We start from the raw sequence: 26,400 nt of genomic DNA on the forward strand, positions 1-26,400 counted from the left end.
TTGTAGAGATGAGCATTAAAAGTGAGGAAAATCTCGAAACTGCTATCAATCTTTACGGCGAAGTTAGGGAAATTCTTCCCAAAAAAAGCGTAGATTATGCTCGTGCGTTAATGAACGAGGGTACTGCAAGATCAAAGCTTGCAGAGATGAGCATTGAAAGCAGGGTGAATCTTAAAATTGCTGTCAGCCTTTATGGCGATTCTAGAGAAATTTTTCCCGAGAAAAGCACAGATTACGCTGGCGCATTGATGAACGAGGGTAATGCAAGATCGATGCTTGCAGAGATGGGGATTGATATAAGAGATAACTTTGAAAGATCAAAGGAATTGTATTTACAAAGTATTTCAATTCTTGAAGAATTAGGAGATGGATGGACATATTCTGTCGCTTTATTGGGTTTTAACTACCTACTTAAAGACAACTTCTACAAAACCGGAGAGAAAAAACATCTCGAAGAATGGGAGAGAAATCTTGGGGATATAGAAGAAAAGATAAAGGATCGAAATATTAGATACAAAAAACGTGTAATGGCAAGCATTCATGAAATACGTGCCAGTTTATTTGAGTTCGATGGGAAACAGGGAATATCCGATGCATCTTTTGAATATTATGAAGCATATAAACTTTCAAAAGAGCCTTATTATAAGTTTATGAAAGAATTCTGCCAAGCGAGAAGTGGCACTATATCTTTTTGTGAGCTTGTGTCTAATTGGAAATTAGAAGAGAAAAAAAGTATCTTTCTTGATTATTACGATTACACTGTGTTCGAGTGCCATCTGGAAAATGCTTTGAAAAGTACCATTAATGAAGAAGACGAGTTGAAACTCGCAGTGAAAAAACTTACAGAAATAAGAGACCGGACGCAAATTAAGATCATCAAAGACAGAGTTTCAGCTTACATTCACCTCTTACAAGCTCTTGTTGACTGTTTTACTGAGGAAGCATACACAGAAGCTGCAAAGAATGTTAAAGAAGGATGTAAAATCTTCCGTGAATATGGAGATAAACAGGGGCAGCAAATGTGTGAGATTTTTCACAATGCAGTTGTGAAAAAAAGGGATCCAGATGCATGGCAAGAAATAATTCGAAACAGGGAATTTTCGTCTAATTTTTACAATTTGCTTTGTCAGTATTCAGACCGTAAGAGAGTAGATCTTGAATATTATAGGTTTGGCCAAGTACACGAAATAATAGGTGTTGTTAGTAAGGATGTAGAGCAGGTAAAAGAGATTTCAATACGCACTGAGAATAAAATTGATGAGATCCAAAGTCAGATACATTCAGGATTTACCGAAATAAAAAGTCAGATTGAAGACGGATTCGATGGCACAGCTGCTGAACTCAGACAAATTAAAGGGAAAATCGATAATATTGAGCAGGATTTTGACAATCTGGTGCAGATTTCAAATGAAGTTGGCGGCAAAGAAGGGGAATGCATCAAGGAATTCGCATCACAGATGCTTGAGCTTATGAAAAAAGGAGATTCTGAAGCTTTAAAGCGTTTCAGTGAAAAGATTATTCAAAATAGTTCATCTATTACAGAAATCATAGAAGCAGCAGAGATCCCTGAAAAGGAGAAAGCAGAAGCAAAATCTAAACTCGCGGATCTCAAAAAGATACCGGGGATTTTAAAGGAAAAAGCGAAATCTTTCAGTGTAGATGTCACAAAAGACGTGATAGTGAGTTTGACTGCTGAAGAAATTATTACATTGCTTACTCCGGTGTTGTCAACAGCAGCATTTGGTGTACCTATACCTTCTCAGATTATGACTATGTTGTTAGCAGCGATAAGAAATTCGTGAGTTCTTATATTTGCACTTCACCGCCTGCTCAACAGGCGTATGGCCGCCCTGTATTTAAGAAATGTCGAAACCCAAACCAGCCTGAATTATGAAAATCCTGCAAAAATTGACGGGCGATCAAAAGTCATATTTCATTTTTAATCTTTTCATTTCCATTTTATGTCCACTTATAAAGACTAGTAAAATACCAACGAAAGCTATATAAACGAACTTACAAATATCTAACTTAGATGGAGAAAAGCCAGCTTCGCCAGGTAATAATTGACCAGCAGGTCTCTTTCAGGAAAAGGGAAGAGCTTGTATTCCGTGATATCGACCTTGAGAGATACCTCAGGGGAAATGAAATTGTTATCATCTCGGGGATCAGGCGGTGTGGGAAGAGTTCGCTTTTGAAGTTGATAGCCGGGCAGCTTGAGGGGGTTAAGTTTTATGTGGACTTTGATGACATCCGGCTCTCGGATTTTAAGGTCGGGAATTATCAGGATTTGCAGGATCTGGTAATTGAGCTTTATGGGAAAGAGATGGAAAAAAATGGGACTGGGCAGATTTATTATTTTTTTGATGAGATACAGAACGTGCCACTCTGGGAAAGGTGGCTTAACAACCTTTACAAAGAAGGAAAAAAGGTATTTGCCACAGGCTCGAATTCCCAGCTCCTCAGTTCGGAAATATCTACATTTTTGACCGGAAGAAACAAAGTGCTCAGGCTTTTTCCTTTCTCCTTTAAGGAGTTCCTGCGCCTGAAGGGAATCGAGATCACAGGAGAAGAAATTGAAGCCGATCTTCTTACTAGCTCCAAAAAAGCTGAGATATTTAGTTATTTTCTGGAATACTTCGAAAGCGGAGGCTTTCCGCTTGTCCTGAAAAGCAGGGACCTTGAACTTTCCAGAGGATATTTTGAAGATATCCTGAACAAAGACGTTCTGGTCCGCTACAATATAAGGGAGGGAAGAGCTCTTAAAGACCTTGCCCTGTTCCTGCTTTCTAACGTGGGGAAGGCGTATTCTTACCCCACATTGAGAAGCATAACCGGGATAAAGAGTTTAAGCACGATCAAAAATTACATTGATTACTTCCAGAATGTGTTTTTACTCTACCAGGTTCCCAGGTTTGACTACTCACTGAAAAAGCAAAAGGTATCGTCTTCGAAGATTTATACCATCGACAATAGTTTCCTGAAGACGGTGGCGTTCAATTTCTCCGAAAACGAAGGACAGAGGCTTGAAAATCTGGTCCTTGTCGAACTGTTGAGAAGAAAAAAAGAACTGTATTACCATTCCGAAAAAAAGGAATGCGATTTTGTACTGAGGGAAGGGCTGAGGGTTAGTGAGGCAATTCAGGTTTCAGTGAACCTGAACAATCCGGAAACAAAGAAGAGGGAAATTGAAGGATTAAAAGAGGCAATGGAAGCTTATAAACTTGACAGGGGGCTTCTCCTGACGTTTGAAGAGGACGACATATTGGATACAGGAGGGAGAGAAATAGTCGTGAAACCGGTATGGAGATGGCTTCTCAAATGAAAAGTTTGTTTAGTTTCTCTTTAAACTTCTCGAACTGGGAGGCTATCTAAGTATGCTTGTCAAATCGGCCTTAATTACGAAATTCATGCAAAAATTTACGTGTGCATGTGCGAAAAAACGTGATTATGCAGGTCATTCGGGTCATTCATTACTATATCCCAGTTTTGCATTAATCTCCTCGGCTTTTGCAAGGTATTTCGCAGCTTCTTCGGATTTGCCCATATTCTCAAGTACACTTGAATATGTTTCAAAGATCATGGAAGAACGGGCAAGGTAATTAAAGTCCTCGGGATCGGTTTCAAGCAGTTTTGCATTGAGATCCATTGCTTTTTCGAGGGTTTCCTTTGCTTTTTCCAGATCCTTTTGGGCTAAGAATGTGATTCCCATCTGGTGGAATATGCCTTCAAGAACAGTTAAATAATTCAGATTTTCGGGGTTTTTTTCATGCAATTTTTCGCGGATTGCAAGGGAACGTTTGAATTCTTCAATCGCCTCCTCATACATTTCGTTCTCTCTGAAAGAAATGCCCATCTTTTCAGCGATTTCGGCAATCAGTTCCTTATCTTCCATTATTTCCGGTTTGACAGCATAAAGTTTATTCTCTGCTTTTTTAGCGAGCTCAAGGTATTCCTTGACAATGCCACTTTCTTTTCCCCGGGATTCTTCATCGAGTTTAAGTCTTGATCCAAGGAGATAAATGCCGGTGACAAACCTTTGCAGGAATAACGGATAGTCAGAGGATTCTTCCAATATTTTTTCATGAATGTCGAGAGCCAGCCTGTGATAACGGGCTTCCTGCTCAATATCCCCTCTTTCGGAATGAAGGAGTGCAAGGTTAGTGTATGTGACCGCGAGGTCTTCCTTATATTCTCTTTCTTCGGGGTTCAGGTCAAGCATACGCTGCTGGACTGCAAGCAATTTGCTGTACATCTCGGCTGCCTTTTCATGCTCTTCCTGATTTTTGAATAATTGTATAAAGTTGTTGAGTACCTTTTTGAGCACTGAATAATGTATATCCATTTCCGGCTCCAGCTCGAAATTGTTTTCAAGCACTGACAGAGCATCTTCAAAATATTTCTGTGCTTTTTCGGGTTCTTCATCAAGATAGAGTTTTCCGATAGTAGCCTGTACCTCAGCCATATATGTCTTGTAGTCCAGGGCATCGGGCTCTGTTTCCAGAAGGCTTTCGTAGATTTCTATTTCTTTTTCGTAGTAAGCCTTTGCTTTTCCAGTTTCCCCGTGTTCTGCAAAGATGTCTCCGAGTTCTTCATATGTATCGGAAATTTCAAATATGGGATTCAGGTCTTCAGGATCTTCATCATGCAGGTTCCGGAAAACATCCAGTTTGTCTTTGTAGCAGAGTTCTGCAGCCTCGAATTCCCCTATTTTTGAAAAACGGTCCCCCAGGTCATCCAGATACATTGCAATTTTTTTGTTGCGTGCAAATTCTGAAGGGTGGTTTATTATCAGGTCCCGGTAAATTTCCCTGGCTTTTGTGTAATTCGCGATTGATTTTTCGAGATATTTTCTATTGGAAAAAGCAACGCCATAGCTTTCATGAATATTGGCTAAAGAAACGGCATACGCATAGTCCTCGGGAAATTCTTTATAGCCTTTATCCATCAATTCCACGGCTTCCTCGTAATACCGCTCTGCCTTTTCCAAATTTTCCATGCCTGAATACAGGCTCCCATGGTAGCTGTAAGTATAGCTCAGGTAATATTCGGCCATGCTGTTTTCAGGGTCTTTCTCAATCATTTTTCTGTAAATTCCTGCTGCTCTGAAATAATTGCCTTCGGCTTCCTTCAGGTGTCCGTAATTCCGGAATAAATACCCGTAAAGTTCGATGTCCTCATCAAAGTCGCCGAGAAGATCCGTCTCTCCGGACTCAAGCTCGAAGAGTTTTTCGTAGATGTCTATTTTTTTGTCAAAGAGCTTCACCGCCTGATCCATCAACTGCCCGGCTTGATAACACACCCCCATACTTCCAATAATCTCCAGGAAACCGGAAAGATATTCCTGATTTTCAGGGTCTGATTTCACCAGTTCTTCAAATGTCCGGACAACTTTCTCAAACTGCTTTTCCATCGGTCCCAGCAACTCTTCAGCTCTTTCCTCATCATTAAGCTCGTCAAATGAACTCCCTATCTCCTCAATCATATTGCTTATGAATTTTTGATAGTTCTTTTTCCCCGGCTCTCCTGAAAACAGCGGTTCGATGATTTTGAGGGCCTCACCATAAAATTCCAGAGCTCCCTCCGGATCTCCAGCCTTACTTATTGTGTATCCCTTCAAAAATAAGGTATGGAAAGAAATTTCAGGGTCTTTTTCTTTTTTCATTATTTTATCGACATCTTTCAAGCTCTCAAGAGCCCTGTCATACTTTCCATTTTCAATGAAAGTGGCTGCTTTGCCAAATAAACGATTTGCAGAATCCTGAAGCCGTCTTGATACCATAATTGCAGTTATTGTCCTTATACATGATTAATACTAACGAACCTGATACTAAAAAATCAGCCTTGATGAGGTGGAGGGTTTAAGTCAGCAGAGTTACGTCAGCATAGTTACGTCAGCATAGTTACGTCAGCAGAATTGCGGCTTTGCAGCTCGAGTTTCGCTCTGCTCAAGCAGACTAAAATAACTTCATTTTTCATTTTGTACGGGCGATTTCCCCCTTATCAGCCCACAAAACAATTTGAAAACTCGATATTTCACAGAGTGCCGATTAAAGCTTCAAAATCGTTTATTTTGGCATGAAAGTACTTTCAATTACTTTCATTATTTGTGCCTGTTATTCGAAGAATATCATGTGTGTTTTATCAGAAATTAAAGGTACAGGGACACGGTCAAAACTCAGGTTTCATTTTTAAACCTTACATTTCTACTTCACCTTCGTTTATAAATATCAGTAAAATATCAGCGAAAGCCTTCATATATTCAAAAAAAATGGGTTATGGGGGTTAGTTACTGAAGAAGCATTAGCAGAAGAATTCAGTGAATTCAGGTAAAAATCTAACTCAAATGACCAGAATTACGTATAATATATTCCACGCAGCTTATATAATTAAGAGTAATATATCTGGTATACTCATTTTCGTTGGGGTCTGGGAATACCTGTCTCAAAAAAATGAGTATGCACAAACAGGAAAACTGGGTGTAGGGGTAGCTCGCAGATAGAATCGTAGGCGATGACAGACGTGTCTTTTTGTCAGATTTGATCGGTAACACGCTCCACTACACGAAAAGTAACTGGAAGAATAATACCTTCCGCCTCCCTTCCAGACTGGGATCCAGATGCCGGATATCCATCCCCAATAGGTACATTCCGGCAGGAAGTTCGAGTGAAGGAGCTTTCCTTCACTCATTTCTCTTATTTATCTCTCATCATTCATTCTTCTTCGTCGACTTCTTCTTCAACTTCTTCAACTCCCGCTTCTTCGACGTCCTTTGCTTCTTCAGGTTCTTCGGATTCGTCCTTTCCGACCTCGAATTCGGATTTTACACTTACTGCTTTTCCGGATTTGAGGTTAGTGATTTTCAGCTGTTTTTGATCCTCATCTTCAGCTTTGATACGGGCCATCCCGACGACTTTGTCCCCGGATTTCATGTTCATGATCCTTACGCCCTGGGTATTTCTGCCCTGGATTGAGATATCTTTTGCCGGCACACGGATAATGATGCCTTCCGAACTGGTAATCATCAGTTCGTCATCCTCAGCTACGGATTTGACGTTAGCAACAAAGCCATTTCTCAGGTTCGTAACGATTGTTATTACGCCTTTCCCGCCGCGGCGGTGCATAGGATACTGGGAGTACTCTGTCCTTTTACCGAACCCGTTTTCAGTTACCGATAGGAGAGTTGTGGTCTCATCGACAAGGTCCATGCTGACCACCTCGTCTTCCGGGCCATCAAGGATCATGCCGCGGACTCCTCTTGCAGTCCTGCCCATCGGACGGACGTCGTCTTCGGAGAAGCGTATTGCTTTGCCTTTCTTAGAGACCATCAAGACTTCCTGCTTTCCATCGGTAAGGAGGACTTTCACAAGCTCGTCGCCTTCATCCAGGCTGACTGCGATAATACCGGCTTTTCTCGGGTTCCTGAACTCGGAGAGAGGGGTCTTTTTGGTCGTGCCTGCCCTTGTTGCCATAAGGAGGTATCTGTCTTCGGCAAACTCTTTTACAGGGATCATTGCATTGACCATTTCACCTTCCCGCAGCTCAAGCAGGTTTACTATGGCTTTACCTCTCGACTGGCGGGAACCTTCAGGGATCTCATAGACCTTCTGCCAGTAGAGCCTGCCCCTGTTTGTAAAGAAAAGGATATAGTTGTGGGTTGAGGAAATAAAGAGGTTTTCCACGAAGTCTTCTTCCTTCATCTCCATACCGATAATCCCCCTGCCTCCGCGGCGCTGCATGGAATAAGTATCAAGGGGGATACGCTTTATGTAGCCGCTGTTTGTGATTGTGACCACAACGTCGGCTTCCGGAATAAGGTCTTCATCGGTCACTTCTTCCGTGTAATGTACGATCTTTGTCCTGCGGACATCCCCGTACTTTTCCTTGAGTCCGAGGAGTTCGGTCCTGATAATCTCGTACTTGAGCTCATCGCTTTCCAGGATCTTTTTGAGTTCGGCGATCAGTTTTATGAGGTTTTCCAGCTCCTCAAGGATTTTCTTGGTCTCAAGCCCTGTCAGACGCTGCAGGCGCATATCCAGGATAGCCTTTGCCTGGACCTCGTCAAGGGTAAAGTTGTCCATCAGGCCCTGCCTAGCTTCATCGGCATTTGCAGACCCCTTGATAAGGGCAACAACTGCGTCTATGTTGTCAAGAGCGATCCTTAACCCTTCCAGGATGTGGGCCCTTTCTTCGCTTTTTTTCAGGTCGTAAAGCGTCCGCTTCTGGACAATCTCCATCCTGTACTCAAGGTAGATCTCGAGAAGCTGCTTCAGGTTAAGCTCCTGTGGCTTTCCGTCCACAAGGGCGAGGTTGATGACCCCGAAAGTGGTCTCCATCTGGGTGTGCTTATAGAGCTGGTTTAAGACAACCCTGGCGTTTGTGCCCTTTGAAAGCTCGATTACGACCCTTATCCCTTCCCTGTCCGACTCGTCCCGCAGATCGGAAATTCCTGAAATCACCTTTTCCCTGACAAGCTGAGCAATATTTTCAATCATCCTTGCCTTGTTCACCTGGTAAGGAAGTTCGGTTACTATAATCTGCTCCCTATCTTTTTTAAGCTCCTGAATTTCGGCAACTGCCCTGATCTTTACCGGCCCCCTTCCGGTTGTGTATGCAGACCTTATACCTGCTGTCCCGAGGATATGCGCACCTGTGGGAAAGTCCGGCCCCTTTACCACGGTCATCAGTTCCGAAACCGGGGTTTCAGGGTTGTCAATAAGCATCAGAGTCCCGTCAATTACCTCACTTATATTGTGGGGAGCCATGTTCGTTGCCATTCCGACGGCAATTCCGGTTGACCCGTTGATAAGGAGGTTCGGAAGCTTTGCAGGAAGGACTTCCGGCTCTTCAAGGGACCCGTCATAGTTAGGCCTGAACGGAACGGTCTCCTTTTCAATATCTGTCAGCATCTCTTCTGCAATCCTATCCATGCGGACTTCGGTATATCGCATGGCTGCAGCCTCGTCCCCATCAATGGACCCGAAGTTCCCCTGCCCATCGATCAGAGGGTAGCGAAGTGAGAAGTCCTGCACCATCCTCACGATACTATCATAAACAGCAGCGTCTCCGTGAGGGTGATATTTACCAAGCACGTCACCCACCACACGGGCTGACTTCTTATACGGTTTGTCGTGAGTAATCCCGGATTCCTTCATTGAAAAAAGGATCCTGCGGTGGACCGGTTTTAAGCCGTCTCTGGCATCGGGAAGTGCCCTTCCGACGATGACGCTCATTGCATAATTAATGTAGGAGCGTTTCATTTCATCGTCGATAAGGATAGCCGTAACTCCATTATTATCGGGTTCCGGCCCTTCGTCCTCGGTTTCGTCCGAAGCAGGGTCGGATAGGGCCAGTTCGAGTTTCTTGCCGGACTCTTCGCGAGTAAGGGGGATTGAACCGTCTCCATGTTCCTGCTTATCGTCTCTCTCTTCCGGGATAAGGGTAGCTTGATAAGATTTTTTCATTTCAGCTTCTGATTTTTTTTCTTCTTCGTATTTTGCCATTTTCAGCCACCTCAGATATCCAGGTCCACAACTTCTTTTGCATGCGTTTCGATGAAGTTCCGGCGTGGTTCTACCTCATCTCCCATGAGGACTCTGAAGATCTCGTCCGCCCGAAGCGCATCTTCCAGGGTAACCTGTAAAAGAGTCCGGCTCTCAGGGTTCATGGTTGTTTCCCAGAGCTGTTCCGGGTTCATTTCTCCAAGTCCTTTATACCGCTGGATTGCAAGTCCTTTTTCCCCGAGTTCTTTTTTCTTTACTTCAAGTTCCCTGTCCGAGTGTATATAGTACTCAGATTTGCCTTTCTTTATGCGGTAGAGCGGAGGCTGGGCGATATATACGTATCCGGCGTCGATCAGAGGTCTCATATAGCGGAAGAATAGAGTAAGAAGAAGAGTCCTGATGTGCGCTCCGTCCACATCGGCATCAGTCATGAGGATGACTTTGTGGTAGCGAGCGCTTTCCAGAGCGAAGTCCTCACTGACCCCGGTCCCGAGGGCGGTGATAAGGGAAACGACCTCATTGTTTTTCAGGATCTTCGCAAGTCTGGATTTTTCCACATTCAGGATCTTGCCCCTGAGGGGTAAAATTGCCTGGAAACCCCTGTCTCTGCCCTGTTTTGCCGAACCTCCTGCCGAATTACCTTCCACGATGTAAATCTCACAGACTGAAGGGTCTTTTTCCGAGCAATCCGCAAGTTTTCCGGGCAGGGTGCTGACCTCAAGTGCGCTCTTTCTGCGGGTAAGTTCCCTTGCCTTTTTTGCAGCTTCCCGGGCTTTCTGGGCAAGGAGGGCTTTTTCAAGGATAACGTTTGCAACCTTCGGGTTTTCCTCAAAGTACTCCGCAAGCCCGTCCGTTACAAGGGAGTCAACTATTCCCTTGACTTCACTGTTTCCGAGCCTTGTCTTGGTCTGCCCCTCAAACTGGGGCTCCATAAGTTTGACACTGATAATCGCAGTCAGGCCTTCCCTTACGTCGTCTCCGGTCAGCTTCGCGTCTTCTTTTGAGAGCTTGTTGGCTTTGATGTAATCGTTTGCAACCCTTGTAAGGGCGGTCTTGAAACCGATGATATGGGTCCCGCCCTCATGGGTGTTGATATTGTTTGCAAAGGAGTACACGTTTTCAGTGTAGCTGTTCGTATACTGCATTGCAATTTCTACAACCATATCATCTCTTTGCCGTTCGAAATAGATCGGCTTTTCGTGGAGAGGCTGTTTTTTCTTGTTAAGGTACTCCACGAATTCTACAATTCCCCCGCTGTAGATAAAAGTCTCAGCCTGCCCTTCGGGGCTTCTTAAGTCCTTCAGGTTGATTGTGAGGCCCCTGTTAAGGAAAGCCAGTTCCCTGAGCCGGTTTGAGAGAATATCGTACTGGAAGTCGGTGGTCTCAAAGATTCTTGCATCGGGTTTGAAAGTGGTCTTTGTGCCCGTAATCTCCGAAGTTCCTGTTTCCTGGACCTCGGCCTCGGGCTTTCCGCGGATATAGCGCTGGAAATATTTCTTCCCGTCTCTTTCAACTTCCACATTCAGCCATTCCGAAAGGGCGTTCACGACCGAGACCCCCACTCCATGTAGCCCTCCGGAGACCTTGTAGGTATTTTTATCGAACTTGCCTCCTGCGTGCAGAACTGTCATCACGACCTCAAGAGCTGATTTCTTGTGCACGGGATGGGGGTCGATAGGGATACCTCTCCCATTGTCCAGGACCGTCACACTTCCGTCGGGATTGATAGTGACATCGACCCTGGTACAGAAGCCTGCAAGGGCTTCATCAATACTGTTGTCTACAACCTCGTAGACTAAATGGTGGAGCCCGCGGCTGTCTGTACTCCCTATATACATGCTAGGTCGTTTTCGGACAGCTTCCAGGCCTTCGAGTACCTGGATACGCGAAGCGTCATAAACCTGTTTATCACTCATTTTGGTTTATTCTCCATAAAAATCTGATAAAGTTATTTATATTAAATCTCATAACATATTATACATTTTTTAAAACTCGTAGGAAAACTAGGTTCGAAATCGAACTTTAGGAGTCGTGTCAATTCACTGAGCCTTTAGTTTTTATTGGAGTATATTTATATTTAATTCTTATGTTTCTACAGTAAATCAGATTCATTATGCGCTCATACATTTTAAGCCTTTAGATCAGCAGCATATTTAGCCTGATTTTTCTGTCCAGACTCTCACGAAAAAGGTAATTTTTAGCATAATTTTGTACTCGAAAATGCCCTTTTCAGATTAATTTTTCGATATGTTCTTGGTTGAAATAAATATTTGCTGTATCACAGAGAAAAATTTGCTTACTTCAGGGCAGTCAGAGCATGACTCGCGGCATTTCAACCGAAAAAAAGTTGATACTTTGAGCCCCAAAATTACGGACACCGCTCAGATTGAACTTAAATTCCCGGAAGCCCACCGGTTACAGCCGGCACAGAGCACGGACAAAACAAACCGAAAATACCACCGGAGCCCATCGCCTTCAGATCATTCAACTCATTCTTCAACTCATTCTTCAACTCATTCACAATCCCGCCGAGGGGTACCAGGTAAGCAAAATTCGGTTCTCTATTATCAGAGCTCAGGTATGTTTCAGGTATTATTCAGTTTCCGGCACTGCTTTGTTCACTTGATTCTCTCAAACCATGCCCAGTTCTTTCAGCCGGTTAGGAAGATAGACCTCGGTCACGAAGTCCAGACCTTTTCCTGCGAAAGCCTGCTGTTCAGCCTTCTTGCCGATATCGAGCTGGAGCTGGATCTGCTCCTTCCAGTATTCGGATTCAAAGCGGGGATCGGAAAGTTCGCTTCGAAGTGCGCTTATGTCCTGCTCGGTGAGCTTGTCGGTTGAAAGTTCGTACTCCACGATATCCGAGGGCTGGAGCCCCAGGAACCTGGCAGCGGGGGTTGCCATGAATTCCGAGAGGTGAGCGCTTTTTATAGCCCCGTAGGCAACCGAGGCATAGATCCTGTAAGACCAGGGGTCGCCGTCAGTAAAGACTGCTACGGGAATCTCCAGCTCCTCGTTCATACGCTTGATTATCCTGCGGGTTGACCGTGCAGGCTGGCCCTTCAGATGGACAAGAATAGCATTATAAGCCTCATCAAACCCGTTTTCCATTAAACGGGCATACATACCCCCGGTCTCTATGGCAATTATCATGCTTGCGTCGTGATTCTTAAACTCAATATTTTCCACATTAAAGGGGATCTGGTACCCGCCTTCTCCCACGTCCTTCTGACAGTGGATATTCCGCGCGCCCCGTTTGGTCAGTTCCGAGATCTCAATCGGCCCGAACATCGTAGCCCCGTCTTCTTCAGGACGCATATGGAAATACTCCCTCTGGAGACTGGTCAGGAGTTCCAGATCTTCGATCAGGCGGTCGCTTTCAGCTTGCTCTTTGAATTTGGCATAGTCCCAGCCTTCGGAAATATAATAAAGTTCTCGAAGTGTTGAACCGCGGTTATGGGCAAGGTGTTCGTTTATGAGAAAGTCCGTAGCATAGGTAGTCTTCAGGAGCTGGAATGCCCCTTTTACGGTCTTTGCACTCCTCTCACTTTCCCTGTCCCCGTAAACCCAGACATCGCTTTCGTCGGAATATTCTATATTTGCCTTGGTCCGGCTGGGGAGGCTGACACTCGGGATTACCTCCTCTTCAAACTGGTTATAGATCTTTTCTGCAAGCCCGAGGAGTCTTTCTTTTGCCAGGGTATCTCCCTGTCTTTTTTTGCTGTTTACTTCGTTATTTACGTCTCCTGCCATTTCAAACACCCCTGAAAGCCTTTGCCCCGGTAACCAGCTCTTCTTCAATCCCTTCCACAATCAACTGGGGAAGCTTCCGGAGTTCTTCAACGGTTGCTGACTCTATTTTATAACTGAGTACCTTTGAAGAGCCTGCAGCGGCCGAAACATCCCAGACGTAATCGTAATCGTTGTCCATGGTCACAACTTTTGGCTCCGGTTTTGCCCCGTTAATTTTGCAGGGGAGCATTTCGTGCACCCTGAAAGAATGTGCCGAGGTTCCGAAATTCTTGACCTTTATTGCCACATCCGCAGTCCCGTCGCCGTTGCTTTTAACTTTCCTGTACACAAGCAGGTTCCCCATGATCTTTGCAACAACAGGGTTTATGTCAGGGACATCCTTTTCCAGAATATTTGCAACCTTTACTGCCATTTTCGGGAGCACCTTCGTAATGATAATCTCTTTTTCCCTGCGTTTCTTGAGGTTGCTCTGCTTGCTCAGGTAATGTTTGAGTTTTCTTGCAACCTCTTTGACTGCAAGGTCCACTTCTTCCTTAATTACAGGGATATCGGCAATCGCGTCCTTTGATTCGGAGGTAAAGGGCACGTTAATGGAGGCTACATGGATCAGGAGAAGAACAGGCCCAATCGGAACCCCTCCCCCGGGCTGGTTTAAGCCGTACTGCTTCCACCTGATGTCTTCTACGGCATGAGTGGTCACGCAGCCTCCCTGCTGATAAAGCAGAGGCACACGGTTTGCAAAACGCATGATACTGATCTTTTCTTCTTTAGGGAGATTTCCCCCGTATGCAAGCCCCACCTCCACTACAAAGGGGTTCCCGGAATATACGGCCGGTTTTCGCGTGCTTGTGGCAATGAAGTCCACGTTTGTCTCTTTCTCAAGCCCCCGATAGATCAGCTCTTCCCCTATAGGGGAAAGGCAGTCCGTAGGCGGAGACATGATCTTTACCTTCTGGAAAGCCTCGATCAGTTTTCTTGCCTCGTGGCGCCCCAGGGCATGAGGATCGATTTCGGGATCAAGCCCTGCCGCCTTGCAGATTTCATCAGCAGTGAGCAGCCCGATTTTACAAAAAGAGTAGCGAAGAAAGGGGGCAAGCTTCTGGCGCTCCGTGTAATGAAGCATTTTCATAAGAGTGCCCAGTTCGATCCCTTCGGGATGGGGCAGGATTTCTTCTGCGGGGTCAGGAATTTTATCCGTAGCCCTTTCAAAGACCTCCTCGTTGCCGTCAGGGTCGATAAGGGTTATCCTTGCGTGGGGGTTCACAATTGCAGTGGCTTTAAGGTATTCGTAAATAGACTGCCTCCTCCCTTTCACATAGGCAGCCTTCATCTCCAGTTCGATCTGGGTCCCGTGGGGGCGGAACCAGTCCCTGACTTCATCCATCAGGATATCAGGCTCATTGGTACTGGTATTGATCATGAGCTCGTAATAATGAGCAGGAACGTTTGAGCCGGTCTTGGAGAGGATTTTTGTGTGCCTGCCTGCGGTCATCTGGGCATAGAGCACGGCTGCCGAAATTCCTATTCCCTGCTGCCCCCTGCTCTGCTTGAGGGCATGGAACCTTGAACCGTAGAGCAGCTTTGCAAAAACTTTGGGGATCTGTTCTCTTACGATTCCCGGCCCGTTGTCTTCAATGATAACGGTTACATAGTCCTGACCTGTTCTCTCAACCTGAACAAGGATATCCGGCAGGATCCCGGCTTCCTCACAGGCATCCAGGGAGTTATCCACGGCTTCTTTTACGGTTGTTATAAGGCTTCGAGGCGCGGAATCAAAACCCAGAATCTGCCTGTTCTTTTCAAAAAATTCGGCTACACTTATTGATTTTTGTTTTTTGGCGAGTTCTTCTGCAATGGGGATTTCCATGGACTTTTACCTCAGGGATGAAAAATTGATCTGATGCTTAAAAGGATACGGTCTTCACAGTAAGCTTCTCTGTCTGAAAAGGAATTCTTTCTTAATAAAAGCGTAAGGTAATAAATATTAGCGCCTGCTAAAAAAGATAACGATTCTTCCGCTCTTTCCTGTCGGAAGTTCAGGCTTTCAGGCGCCAGGAATCAGAGTTCCGCACCGATAATCGTCTGGGTTGCGGTCACGGTTTCGCTTTCCCTTATCCTGTCTACCACGGCATTGAGGATGCTAAGGTCTTTAACGTCTATGATTACGACAAAGTCATACTCTCCGAAAACATGGTAGACGTCCTTGATTCCCTCTATATTCTTCAATTCCCTGTATGCTGCCTTTTCATATCCGGGCAGCACGTTTATCATTGTAACTCCTATAACCATAGGTATCACTATGAGGTAACGGCTGCAAGTTATTTATTTTTATCCGACGGAGAAATTTTCACAGCATAAATTGATAGCCTTTAAGGCAACCGGATTTATTTCCTCCGACTTTATTTCTTGTTCTTAAAGTCGAGGTGATTCACCTTCAAGCTTTTGGGCAATTATTAAACGAATTTTTTTCGCATGAAGTTTTGCAAAAGAGAAGGTATTGCAACCAACATTGTTAGCGAAATAATTTCAGGATAAAACATATCACTATTTGCACTTTATATAATATAGTCACTTTCAATTTTGCCTGATATTGATTTTTTAACGCTTTGCAGGCTCATGGCAGAGAGATCACATAAAACCTACTTTCGGCAGGTAACTTGATTTTTTCCAAGTATTTTTACTGATAGCGTTTTTGTGGGAAAACACATTTTCTTCCACATTAAACATTACTGCAAAAATGGTTCGTTACTTATATAGGGCGTAAGATTTGAGTCGTATGTTAACCAGCTTCAAGTATATTACAAATTTGCAGAATGTTTAAAAAACAATATCAGCAAAAATATTTAATTCATAATGTCGACCTGCCGAATATAAGATAAAACTAAAATTTGTGTTCCTTTCTGTGCAAAAAGTCTATAATGAAATATATTATGAAAAAAAAATCAAATCGGTGACATTAGTTACAATTCTGTCAAATTAGGGAAAAAGGTAACTAAGCTGGACCGAAAAAATATTTTCATTTTGTTCCATTTCATTTTTTATTTTTATTGCATCCTCTTCCGGAATCCAATAAGTCCGGGGACCATCACTATAAAGAAAACGAATCTTACACCAGGTAAATTTTTCCACTTTAATATCATATTTGGCCAGTATTTCAAGAAATTTTCCGTCCTTGACTGCTTGTTCAGAGACAGGAAGAACGTAATAATCTTCTTTTTTCATAACTTGAGCAGGTATAGATAGGGTCCAATTTTTTTTATTATTTCCTTTCATCTCTGTTACAAGTTCGCTTCTGATGTCACTCCAGTTATCTTTGTCTGCCATTATGTAGTAATCCATATCGGAATAATTAGTGTCATATGTTAGTCTATAGTTCCGAGTCATGTTATAGTGTTGAAGAATGGCTTTTACTTCGGACTCAGAAATCCCATCTTTAAATTGGATAGCCATACCACCTACTTTTGATTCAGGATATGGTGTTTTCGTATCCTCTACCGGTGTTTTTACAAATAACCCCCAAAGCGCTACAAGAGTTAGAAAAACAATAAAAATCACGATTTCCTTATTGATTTTGCTCATATTAACCACTTCAGAAGTTGTGGAGTTTAATCCCTCAATTGTACACGACTAATTTCAAAACCAGAGGCTTCAGCAGTTTATGTGTCAAATCAGAAAGGAAATGAATGATTATAATATAAGTCTCGCCAGAAATCCGGTTATCCAATCCCTATCTTACTTTTTCCTGAGCTTCCACCCTCCATACAGGCAAGTCAAGCTTCCTAATAATCCAAAACCTGGAGTAGAGCTAATTTCACTCGATTCATTTCCGCCGGAGCTACTATCATTGTCAGATTCCGAATTATTATTGTTTGAATTATTGAGTTCGACAGCATTTTTTTCTTCAGATGATAAGTTCGTTTTTTCAATTCCTGTATCTTCAGTTGCAATAGAGGCTGCACCTGTGCTTTGATCAGTTACATTAGAATCTATAAAGTGCCCTAAGGCTATTTCAACAGGATGATTTTCTATATCTATAGTTGTTATAACACTGTCTGTAGCCGTGTCAATTACAGAAACAGTGTTGCTGCCGTAGTTAGCCACATATGCCTTTTTTCCATCAGGGACGAATGCAATTCCACAAGGATTAGTTCCTACAGGAATTGTAGTTGTGACATTATTAATTGCTGTATCAATTACAGAAACCGAATTGTTTTCCCAGCTTGTCACATATACCTTGGCTCCTGCCGGGTTAACTGCAACTCCCCAAGGATATTCTCCTACGTTTACAGTGGCTATAACATTATTTGTGGCTGTTTCAATTACAGAGACATTATTGCTTCCTGAATTGGTCACATATGCCTTTGTTCCATCTGGACTGACTACGACATCCCAAGGATATTCTCCTACATTTACAGTGGTAATAACACTGTTTGTAACTGTGTCAATTGTAGAAGTGATATCGCTGCGATGGCTTGTAACATATATTTTTGTTCCATCGGGAGTGATTGCAATTCTATCAGGATTCCGCCCCACATTAACTTTTGCTGTTACACTGTTTGTGGCTGTGTTAATTACTAAGATATTTGTACTATCACGGATCGACACATATACCTTTGTTCCTGCCGGGTTAACGGCGGCCCCCCAAGAACTACCTTCAACATTCACTATGGCATCAACTGTATTTGTTACTGTGTCAATTACAGAGACATCAGTACTGCCTATACCTGAGTCCGTCACATATATTTTTGTTCCATCCGGTGTGACTGCAACTTCGCCAGGATAACCTTCTATCTTCATCGTGGCTGTAACAGTATCTGTTGCGGTATCAATTATGGAGACTGCATCACTCAGGCCCATCACATATGCAAATGGAGCTGCACCTGTTACGCTTACCAGTATTAAAATCGCAAATACTGTTATTCCGAAAGCTCTTATGAGGGTACATCCTCTGCGTGCTTTATCAGACATTTCCACAAATGGGAGTGGAATAGAAAATGTGTCGATATGTATTGTTGAGATAGTTTTACTTTTCATCTTTTTCCCCAGGCGGCGTTTGTCTTTCATGTTATTCAGTCCGAAAAATAACGACAGCAAATCCCATTTTGGAACTTACTTCTTCCTTAATTTCCACCCTCCATACAGGCAGGTCAAGCTTCCCAATAACCCAAAACCTGGAATAGAGTTATTCTCACTCGATTCATTTCCGCCCGAGCTACTATCGTTATCAGATTCTGAATTATTATTTTTTGAATTATTGAGTTCGGCAGCATTTATTTCTTTAGATGATAAATTAGTTTCTTCGACTCCCACATATTCAGTTGAATTGGAGGTTACCTTTATGCTTTGATCAGTTACATTAGAATCTACAAAGTGCCCAAAGGCAACTTCAATAGGATATTTTCCTACTTTCACTGTATCTGTAACCTTGTTTGTAGCGGTGTCAATTACAGAGACAGTGTGGCTCGCGTAATTCACCACATATACCTTTGCTCCGTCTGGGGTGACTTCAATTCCACCAGGTGCCTTTCCTACAGGCACAGCAGTGGCTGTGACCTTGTTTGTGGCTGTATCAATAATATCAACAGCACCTGTAAGTGAATTGATGGGATTTATCGCTACGTATATCTTTTTCCCATCCGGACTGACCGCTACTCCCTTAGGACTTCTTCCTGTTTTAACCGTACTTACAACAGCATTTGAAATTGTATCTATTATAGAAATACTGCTGCCTGCCATATTCGCCACATATACCTTTTTCCCATCCGGACTGATTGCAACCCCAAGTGAATTATTTCCTGTAGGTATCGTGGCTGCAGCAGTGTTTGCGGTTGTGTCAATTACAGAAACTGTGCCTGTAAAATTAGTTGAGTAACCGCCAGAATTCGCCACATATACCTTTTTCCCATCCGGGCTAACGGCAACTCCGAAAGGAAAGTTTCCTACAGGCACTGTGGCTGTAACTTTGTTTATGGTTGTGTTAATTACAGAAACAGTGTTGTTGCTGAAACTCGTCACGTATGCCTTTGTCCCATCCGGACTTACTGCAATATTTTGAGGATAGGTTCCTACTTTCACTGTGGCTATAACTTTATTTTTGGTGGTGTCAATTATAGAAACCGTGTCATCATATGAGTTAACCACATATGCCTTTGTTCCATCCGGACTTACTGTAACTCCGGCAGGATGTTCTCCTACATCTACTGTGGCTGTAACCTTGTTTGTAGCCGTATCAATTACAGAGAGATTATTGCTGTCGGAGTTAGTAATGTAGGCAAATGGAGCTGCACCTACGACATCCATCAGTATTAAAATCATAAGTGCAGTTATTCCTAAAACTTTCATGATTTTAAGCTGCTTGTGTACCTTATTGGATGTAGCTACAGATGAGAATAGACTCGAAAAAATGGCAATCTCTGTTGTTGGTATAATTTTAATTTTCATCTATTTACCCCCTGTAGTGTTTGTCTTTTATGCAGGTGCCGAGATCAGATATAAAATTAGTCCAAAAACAATAGAAACAATAATTCCCTCATAAATATTACTCATATCTGTTTCTTAAAAATGAGGAGTTAAGCTCTTCATATGTATCAATTTCAGTCTTTTATATTCCCCTCGCTCAGAAAATCACATATATACGCAGGCCTTCTGTGGACTACCTGATACAGCTTCCCAGTAATCGCTGCCTTTTAGGGTGTATTTTATGGAGTTCGTATGGTACGGGAAATACTTTTGAACTCAATAAATTCCTTTTATCTAACTCCTTATAAGTTTTCTGGTCATATCATCAAACTATTCGTTATTCATACCTGTTTTGAGTCTGCAATTTTTCCCTGAGCATTGACTATTGGACTATTTGGCTAGAAATAATATATATGAGTACTCAACTGATGTCATATTCTGTATTTTTTATAAATATTCGAAGTAGCACGAAATAAAATATACCAAGTCAATACTTGTATCGGTTTATACTTGAGTTCCAAAATATTAAGCGCATATCCATGTTTCCACAAATCTGTGATGTCATTTGACTACGGTTTTAGAACTTGAAACTGAGTATTATGTGGTTAAGGTTAAGCACGTAATTTGGCATCAAGCGGCTTTTGTGTGCCAAAAATCCGGAACTCAGGTTTATAGTATTCTTGAACTACTTAAAGTCCCACATAAAGTCCCAAGACTGTGAAATTACATCAAGGCTGGTACAATTTCACTCCGCTTTCCCCTCGGCGGTAAAACAAACGACAACAACTTCAAAATTTGGTAAAATATAAGGTTGGGACATATCCGACCTTATTAAAGCAAAATATTCTTAATAAAATTATATAACGATCAATATATTCAATAACGGAAATTACAATTACCTAAGGTAATTGTCGGACAACCTGTTTAGGGTGGGGTGGCCGCCCGCAATTTGATTTAATTTTAAGATAGCCTCTTAGAGGTAATACAATAATAATCTTTCAAAAAATAATAGCTATGTATTATTTGATAAGTATATTTGTCAATATATTTTCGATTATGGGGAGTTATCATATCTCTACCTTAACCGCCTTCGTTAACATTAAGCGAAAAAAGCTGGATATTTCAATAAAAGCGGGATTTAAGGAAATGGCAACTTCTCAGGCGGCAGGGGATTTTTTTATAAGTTATTACACATTCGGCATGCCATCTGAAGATATTGGAAGTACGCAGGTTCTCTAAACCTGACTTTCTTTATATCTCTACTTTATAACTTTCGCTAAAAACGAAAAAGCTTTAATCTAAAAGAAAGTTAGTACTTAACATTAGTTGCCAGGAATCTCTGGATATTTTCTGTAAGGTACATGACAACACCTTGGTTTTCTATCCTGATCCGCCCGGATTTATTTTTAGCTGGCAGCAGTCGTAACATTTTGCAAGATTGTCAATTCTCAAAAAATGTAAAATACGAGGATCGATCGTTTTTAAGGATTTATTCCTAAAAACAGTAGCACCAGTAAAAAAAGTACGATATCCGGTAAAAAAGTACACTAATTTAGGCATTACTAAGTTAGAGGAAGAGAATTTTTGAGGGAATAGTTATGAAGAAAATTTTAAAGTTGATGGCAATGCTTCTGGTCATTGCCGCTGTTGTCTTTGCAGCCGGCTGTACCGAAGAGGCAGGGCCTGCAGAAAATGAAACTCCGGAAGATTCCGAACAGGTTCCGCCTGTAACACCTGAAACTTCCAACATGGCAGACGAAAGTGTTACCGAAAATAACACAGCTGAAAATGGCATAGCTGAAAATGACATAACTGAAAATGACACAGCTGAATTTGATGAGACCGTGGAAACAGGACAGGTAGTAACCGAAGCTGACAACGGGACAAGCATAAGTCTCAACAATGGAGAGAATTTTACCCTCCAGCTCAGTGGAAACCCCACTACAGGTTATTCCTGGGAACTCAACGTGAGCGAGGGACTCAATATTCTCAGTGAAGATTATACTCAGGATGCAGTTCCTGAAGAATCTACCGGTGTTCCCGGAACTTATACCTGGATAATTCAGGCCGTGGATCAGGGCACCCAGCAGGTAAACGGCGAATATATACGACTCTGGGAGAATGCAACCGGGCCTGAGGATAACTTTACACTCACTGTTGAGGTTGCCTGAGAGGCATTTTTGTTTCTCAGGTTTTTTACTTTTTTACTTCTTTATTTGACTTTCTTGTGGGGTCGGAGGCTTTTCAGGTTGCAGGAGTTTTTTAAGAGAGGACTTTTAGGTTATGTTTAGCTACTGCGATTCTGTTCCAGTGCTGTATGGATGACCTCGCTTACTTCCTGAGGTGAGATCGCCTTTTATATTCACGTTTGTGGGGTATGTTTTTCATGTGAAAATAATTATACTTCATTTTATTATATTAGAACTTACGCAGTTGAAGGTTTAATTGTGCACTTTTGCAACTACTACTCTCGGAGTACAATTCCAAGCATAGGGTTGAATACTTCTAACCTTAACTTCCATTTTTTTGTAGGGAATATGTTAAATTTAAGAGCTTTATTTGATTCTTTTACTTTCTTAGGAACTTCAGTAATGATACTTTTTTCACCAAAATTTATGTTTTTCACTTTTCTAAACTTCAATAGGCTATCAATAGGTGAGAACTTATTATTTATCTCTGCTTTTTTAATTGCCTTCAACAATTTGCGGTACGCATATATGAAAGAAATGCCACAAACACATGTCCATAAACGCTCTGATCCTCATGAAGATACAACATATCAGCATCTAATGTTGTTTTGTATATGAGCTAATCCCAAAACTCAAAATTTGCTTCTTTGGATCTCATATTTAAGCTACATATCTAGCCTCGTTTATGAAACAATCCTGAATAATCCTGGGTAATTAGATAAAACTGGGTTTTGGGATGAGCTCTATGTCAAACAACTTTTCATAGAGTCTTTTTTTGAAGAGTTCATACATCTCCTTTTTTCCGATGTCGTAATTGGAGATAATCAAGAACTTCCCTGCTCTATTTTGTTTTAAAGAGTATTCTTCATCACTGATCTTCCCTTCCTCTCTCTTTCTGAAGATCGTCTTCTGTTCTTCAAGTCTTAGGTCCAGGTCTTCATATAAATATAGGAACAAATATGGGAACCTATTTCCTAACTCTCTTTTACCACATTTGATGAGTCTATCATGACAGACGAATTCTTCATTAAGGTGTATTCTTGTGTTTCCGTCCGGTTTTGCATATTGTGAAAGTTACAGTGGGTAACCACTTTTCGGATAGGTTCTAAATAGTAGGGGCTCTGAATGCTTGCCGGGAGTGTGCTCAGTTCTCTTATTGAGCATCGTTTTCTTTTTAAACTGTGACCCTGAAAGTGCGTTTCGAGGATTTTCCCACTTATATGCGCTCAAAGACGATCTCCATCCGGACTTTGTATATTTTGTAATTAAAAGAATAGTCGTAAAGCTTCTTTCGGAATTTTCCAGGAAGGCAAAAATACAGCTTGTAGGTGTAGGGGGTTAGTAATCTTAGGGAAATAGACAGGAAGCAGATGCTTATTACGGATTTTTTAAACTGGTCCCGGTTAGAAGATTTAGAAAAGAGTTTATAATTTATGATTCTTTTAAGTCCTCGTTGATGGAACGAAATCAGGAATATTAGATTCTTCCCATAAAATATTGCGGCATGGATATCTTTTTAATTAAATCGATATCATTTATGCCTCTTGACAACTTATTTGAAACCGAAGATTTTACAGAACTAAATTTTACTCTAAAAATCAGCAAACTTTAACTTATAGAACCTGCTACTAATTGATTTTAATCCTTAACTCCAATGTTTTGTGGGGATATAGAGATCTTATCAAGAAGATGGTAGTTTTCAACTACAAGTGCCTCAATGACAAAAGTTCTATAAATTGATTCCTAAATTCTTTACATAGCTTTCAAAAACTCAATGATTAAATTAGAACAGTAATAGCTTAATGCAGACCAAAACTGAAGGGAAATAATTGTTTAAATTGTTTACTTTCTTTAGTATCTTCTAAGCTTAGTGTAATCTTCAAGTTTACGAAAACTGTATATTCAATATATTGAAAATTAATTTGTTTTCAAATGTGATAAACTTGATTATAACAAAAATACATATTTAATATATTCCCTACAAAAAATCGGAGTTAAGGTTTAATATTAATGCACTGAGGTCACGGACTAACCATGAAAGCAATTGAAGTATCTCATCTCATTAAAAAATTTGGCTCCCTTACTGCTCTCAATGACATCAGTTTCTCAGTCGGTGAAGGAGAAACTTTCGGGTTTTTGGGTCCCAATGGTGCCGGCAAGACAACTACTATTCGTATTTTGACAGGAGTATCAAGACCTACTTCCGGAACTGCAACCATTTTTGGTCATGATGTTAAACACGACACCATTGCTGCAAGGCAGTCTGTAGGCATTGTTTCTGAAAATTCAAACGTGTACGATGACCTGACCGCCTGGCAGAACCTGATGTTTTCAGCTGAACTCTACCATGTAGGACGAAAAGAGCGAGAAAAAAAAGCTAACGAACTGCTCAGGAAGTTTGAATTATACGAACGGCGTAATGACAAAGTTCAGGGTTTTTCAAAAGGAATGAAAAGGCGTCTGACGCTTGCTATGGGCATGGTCAATAGTCCTCGTCTGATATTTTTGGATGAGCCGACCTCAGGGCTCGATGTACAGAGCAATCTTATCATCCGGGAAGTGATCTCAGGTCTGGTCCGCGAAGGTGTCACTGTTTTCTTAACAACTCATAATATTGAGGAGGCAAATGTTATGTGTGACAGGGTAGCAATTATCAATAAAGGAAATATCGTTGCAGTCGATACACCTGAATCGTTGAAAAGGACAATTCGGAGTGTTCAGTCGATAGAAGTTGCTTTTGATAATAATTCTATTGATCATCTCGAAGAACTCAGCCGCCTTCCAATGATAAACGAAGTTCACAAAGCAGGTGACAAATTTAAGATCTTTACCGAACTTCCATCTGAAGTTATTGATGCTCTGGTTGTTTATGCCCACTCTTATAACTTAAAAATTCTCAGTATAGCAACTCCCGGTCCGAGTCTTGAGGATGTATTTGTAAGGTTAACCGGTCTTCAACGGGCAGGTGATGGAATTCATGCCATCGATTGAGCATAAAGGATGGACAAAGCACTTATCTCGGGAAATGAACGGTGCATGGGCAATCGCCAAAAAGGATATGAGAATCTACTACTTCAGGTCCAATATCATAGTTTCCGGCATACTCTTTCCTCTTTTTATGTTCCTATCTTTTGCTATTGGGAAGAATGCCCCCCCAAAAACACTGGTACCCGGATTGATTTCAATCACTTTACTGTTTTCTGCTTCACAAATAGAGCCGGTTTCATTAACTCTTGAGCGGCGCGTAAAGACTTTTGAACGCTTGCTCTCAGCACCTATTTCCCTGAACTCAATGATTTTCGGGGAGAGCATCAGCGGGTTTCTCTACAGTCTCGTCATTGCGTTATTACCGCTTGTTGTCGGCATCTTCATATTCGATACGCAGATAGTAAATGCACCTATCCTTGTTATTTCCATGATTCTCACATCGTTCTGTTTTGCTATGCTTGGGACGCTATTTGCTGCGTACCCCACCGAGACTGCGGGCGAGGTCATGGCAATTCTTAATACTGTCAGGCTACCGCTTATATTTATCTCCGGCATTTTCATTCCGATATCTTCTATGCCTCAGATAGGTCAGAAGATTGCACTGATATCCCCACTTACTTATGGAAACGATATGATAGGATACGCATTTACGGGTAATTCACTGTTTTCTCCACTTATAGATATTTCAATGCTTGTGATATTCATTATAATCTTCCATCTGGCTACAAACTATATGTATAAAAATTTCAACGAGTGAACAACGTAACTGTATCTCTAAATTTTAATTAATACTAAAATAAAAATATATTAATTAAGTTGTTCACTGCAACTCAATACGGGGCAGGTAACCGTCACAATTCCGCGAGCACACAAAGCAAGAAGGAGAATTTTTCACGCATTGTGAAGTCATTGGACAGGCATTTTAGATTTTCAGACCCATTTGTTTTAAAATACTGATAAACTGTTCAATTTGCTTTTTACCGCGGAAAGAACGGAAAAAACGGAAAAAACTTGCCTGTCAGGCTGTCTCAAAACTCAAACCATTTCTACAATTGGATAATGAGCAACGTTGAATTTAAAAACAAGACCACCTAAATTAGAAAAATTTATACATGAATTAACCTTGTAGTAGAAAAATTTGACACAATTGTAGAATTAACTTTAGTTTTGAGACAGCCTGCTGTAGTGCTTTCTAAAAAGTCGTCATCGTCTCCAAGATCCCCTGAATCAAATTTTTCCATAAAATGGTCTGAATCCATCCCATACTTATTCTCAAAATTCTCACAGATACCCGAGTACTTTTTTATTTTGTATTTTGCAACGCGTTCATTCTGATCAAGCGCTGCACGAATGACTTCACTTACTTCCTGAGGTGTGAAATCGCCCTTTATATCAAGAGTGAGAGTCATATCCCTTTCACCAGATAGAAATTGTGCCTCATTTTATAATAAGGTGATTCAGGAACCGGCTCCGAAAATTACAAACAATACCTTCATTTTCCATCTTTGTCA

General features: G+C 41.8%; 16 protein-coding genes. 5 read left to right on the forward strand and 11 right to left on the reverse strand.

The features are described from left to right. Nucleotides 1–8 precede the first annotated feature (8 nt). Together MA_RS08210 and MA_RS08215 are read left to right on the forward strand one after the other, a co-directional pair. Entirely contained in the window at nt 9–1,802 is a 1,794-nt protein-coding gene (locus MA_RS08210) for a hypothetical protein (RefSeq protein ID WP_011021590.1), read from the forward strand. 230 nt (nt 1,803–2,032) lie between these two features. Next, nucleotides 2,033–3,322, forward strand: a complete 1,290-nt coding sequence (locus tag MA_RS08215; RefSeq protein WP_011021591.1) for an ATP-binding protein — start codon at nt 2,033–2,035, stop codon at nt 3,320–3,322. A gap of 141 nt (nt 3,323–3,463) precedes the next feature. On the opposite strand, the gene MA_RS08220 is transcribed toward MA_RS08215, so the two are convergent. From MA_RS08220 to MA_RS08265, 9 genes are all read right to left on the reverse strand, one after another. After that, nucleotides 3,464–5,779 (reverse strand): tetratricopeptide repeat protein, encoded by a 2,316-nt coding sequence (locus tag MA_RS08220; RefSeq protein WP_011021592.1) that lies wholly within the window; start codon nt 5,777–5,779, stop codon nt 3,464–3,466. 931 nt (nt 5,780–6,710) lie between these two features. After that, entirely contained in the window at nt 6,711–9,500 is a 2,790-nt protein-coding gene (gyrA, locus tag MA_RS08230) for a DNA gyrase subunit A (RefSeq protein WP_011021593.1), read from the reverse strand. 11 nt (nt 9,501–9,511) lie between these two features. After that, nucleotides 9,512–11,416, reverse strand: coding sequence for a DNA topoisomerase (ATP-hydrolyzing) subunit B (gene gyrB / locus MA_RS08235; protein WP_011021594.1), 1,905 nt, complete (start codon nt 11,414–11,416; stop codon nt 9,512–9,514). Nucleotides 11,417–12,131: 715 nt separating this feature from the next. Continuing rightward, complete coding sequence (locus MA_RS08240; RefSeq protein WP_048065160.1) at nt 12,132–13,253, reverse strand: DNA topoisomerase IV subunit A; 1,122 nt, start codon at nt 13,251–13,253, stop codon at nt 12,132–12,134. Nucleotide 13,254: 1 nt separating this feature from the next. Beyond that, the gene (locus MA_RS08245) at nt 13,255–15,120 is read right to left on the reverse strand and encodes a DNA topoisomerase VI subunit B (RefSeq protein WP_011021597.1); all 1,866 of its coding nucleotides are present in this window, start codon (nt 15,118–15,120) and stop codon (nt 13,255–13,257) included. 191 nt (nt 15,121–15,311) lie between these two features. Beyond that, nucleotides 15,312–15,542 carry an Lrp/AsnC ligand binding domain-containing protein gene (locus tag MA_RS08250; RefSeq protein WP_011021598.1) on the reverse strand — a complete coding sequence of 77 codons (231 nt, stop codon included), beginning with the start codon at nt 15,540–15,542 and terminating at the stop codon, nt 15,312–15,314. 687 nt (nt 15,543–16,229) lie between these two features. Then, the gene (locus tag MA_RS08255; protein WP_048065161.1) at nt 16,230–16,832 is read right to left on the reverse strand and encodes a UPF0228 family protein; all 603 of its coding nucleotides are present in this window, start codon (nt 16,830–16,832) and stop codon (nt 16,230–16,232) included. A gap of 153 nt (nt 16,833–16,985) precedes the next feature. Further along, complete coding sequence (locus MA_RS08260) at nt 16,986–18,317, reverse strand: YncE family protein (RefSeq protein WP_226990798.1); 1,332 nt, start codon at nt 18,315–18,317, stop codon at nt 16,986–16,988. Nucleotides 18,318–18,362: 45 nt separating this feature from the next. After that, nucleotides 18,363–19,694: a cytochrome D1 domain-containing protein gene (locus MA_RS08265; RefSeq protein ID WP_011021601.1), complete on the reverse strand. Its 1,332-nt coding sequence runs from the start codon at nt 19,692–19,694 to the stop codon at nt 18,363–18,365. Nucleotides 19,695–21,310: 1,616 nt separating this feature from the next. On the opposite strand from MA_RS08265, the gene MA_RS08275 reads away from it, so the two are divergent. Next, nucleotides 21,311–21,883: a protease inhibitor I42 family protein gene (locus MA_RS08275; RefSeq protein WP_011021603.1), complete on the forward strand. Its 573-nt coding sequence runs from the start codon at nt 21,311–21,313 to the stop codon at nt 21,881–21,883. A 732-nt stretch (nt 21,884–22,615) separates the two neighbouring features. On the opposite strand, the gene MA_RS08285 is transcribed toward MA_RS08275, so the two are convergent. Next, nucleotides 22,616–22,858 carry a hypothetical protein gene (locus tag MA_RS08285; protein WP_011021604.1) on the reverse strand — a complete coding sequence of 81 codons (243 nt, stop codon included), beginning with the start codon at nt 22,856–22,858 and terminating at the stop codon, nt 22,616–22,618. Between the two features lie 1,077 nt (nt 22,859–23,935). Here MA_RS08285 and MA_RS08295 point away from each other — a divergent pair. Both MA_RS08295 and MA_RS08300 read left to right on the forward strand, forming a co-directional pair. Next, nucleotides 23,936–24,892 carry a daunorubicin resistance protein DrrA family ABC transporter ATP-binding protein gene (locus MA_RS08295; protein ID WP_011021606.1) on the forward strand — a complete coding sequence of 319 codons (957 nt, stop codon included), beginning with the start codon at nt 23,936–23,938 and terminating at the stop codon, nt 24,890–24,892. Continuing rightward, a complete protein-coding gene (locus MA_RS08300; protein WP_048065164.1) occupies nt 24,879–25,646 on the forward strand; it encodes an ABC transporter permease in 768 nt (255 codons plus the stop codon). Before MA_RS08295 ends, MA_RS08300 begins: the two co-directional genes overlap by 14 nt. Nucleotides 25,647–25,995: 349 nt before the next feature. On the opposite strand, the gene MA_RS08305 is transcribed toward MA_RS08300, so the two are convergent. Beyond that, nucleotides 25,996–26,298, reverse strand: a complete 303-nt coding sequence (locus MA_RS08305) for a hypothetical protein (protein WP_011021608.1) — start codon at nt 26,296–26,298, stop codon at nt 25,996–25,998. Between the last annotated feature and the right edge of the window lie 102 nt (nt 26,299–26,400).

Origin of the sequence: Methanosarcina acetivorans C2A, assembly GCF_000007345.1 — an archaeon.
GTDB classification, from domain to species: domain Archaea; phylum Halobacteriota; class Methanosarcinia; order Methanosarcinales; family Methanosarcinaceae; genus Methanosarcina; species Methanosarcina acetivorans.

Bases quoted from the DNA above. Each gene is read 5' to 3' on its own strand.
- MA_RS08250 (WP_011021598.1), bottom strand. From the start codon at position 15,542: ATGGTTATAGGAGTTACAATGATAAACGTGCTGCCCGGATATGAAAAG.
- MA_RS08210 (WP_011021590.1), top strand. From the start codon at position 9: ATGAGCATTAAAAGTGAGGAAAATCTCGAAACTGCTATCAATCTTTAC.
- MA_RS08305 (WP_011021608.1), bottom strand. From the start codon at position 26,298: ATGACTCTCACTCTTGATATAAAGGGCGATTTCACACCTCAGGAAGTA.
- MA_RS08220 (WP_011021592.1), bottom strand. From the start codon at position 5,779: ATGGTATCAAGACGGCTTCAGGATTCTGCAAATCGTTTATTTGGCAAA.
- MA_RS08300 (WP_048065164.1), top strand. From the start codon at position 24,879: ATGCCATCGATTGAGCATAAAGGATGGACAAAGCACTTATCTCGGGAA.
- MA_RS08265 (WP_011021601.1), bottom strand. From the start codon at position 19,694: ATGAAAATTAAAATTATACCAACAACAGAGATTGCCATTTTTTCGAGT.
- MA_RS08260 (WP_226990798.1), bottom strand. From the start codon at position 18,317: ATGAAAGACAAACGCCGCCTGGGGAAAAAGATGAAAAGTAAAACTATC.
- MA_RS08275 (WP_011021603.1), top strand. From the start codon at position 21,311: ATGAAGAAAATTTTAAAGTTGATGGCAATGCTTCTGGTCATTGCCGCT.
- MA_RS08255 (WP_048065161.1), bottom strand. From the start codon at position 16,832: ATGAGCAAAATCAATAAGGAAATCGTGATTTTTATTGTTTTTCTAACT.
- MA_RS08215 (WP_011021591.1), top strand. From the start codon at position 2,033: ATGGAGAAAAGCCAGCTTCGCCAGGTAATAATTGACCAGCAGGTCTCT.
- MA_RS08295 (WP_011021606.1), top strand. From the start codon at position 23,936: ATGAAAGCAATTGAAGTATCTCATCTCATTAAAAAATTTGGCTCCCTT.
- gyrA (WP_011021593.1), bottom strand. From the start codon at position 9,500: ATGGCAAAATACGAAGAAGAAAAAAAATCAGAAGCTGAAATGAAAAAA.
- MA_RS08245 (WP_011021597.1), bottom strand. From the start codon at position 15,120: ATGGAAATCCCCATTGCAGAAGAACTCGCCAAAAAACAAAAATCAATA.
- gyrB (WP_011021594.1), bottom strand. From the start codon at position 11,416: ATGAGTGATAAACAGGTTTATGACGCTTCGCGTATCCAGGTACTCGAA.
- MA_RS08240 (WP_048065160.1), bottom strand. From the start codon at position 13,253: ATGGCAGGAGACGTAAATAACGAAGTAAACAGCAAAAAAAGACAGGGA.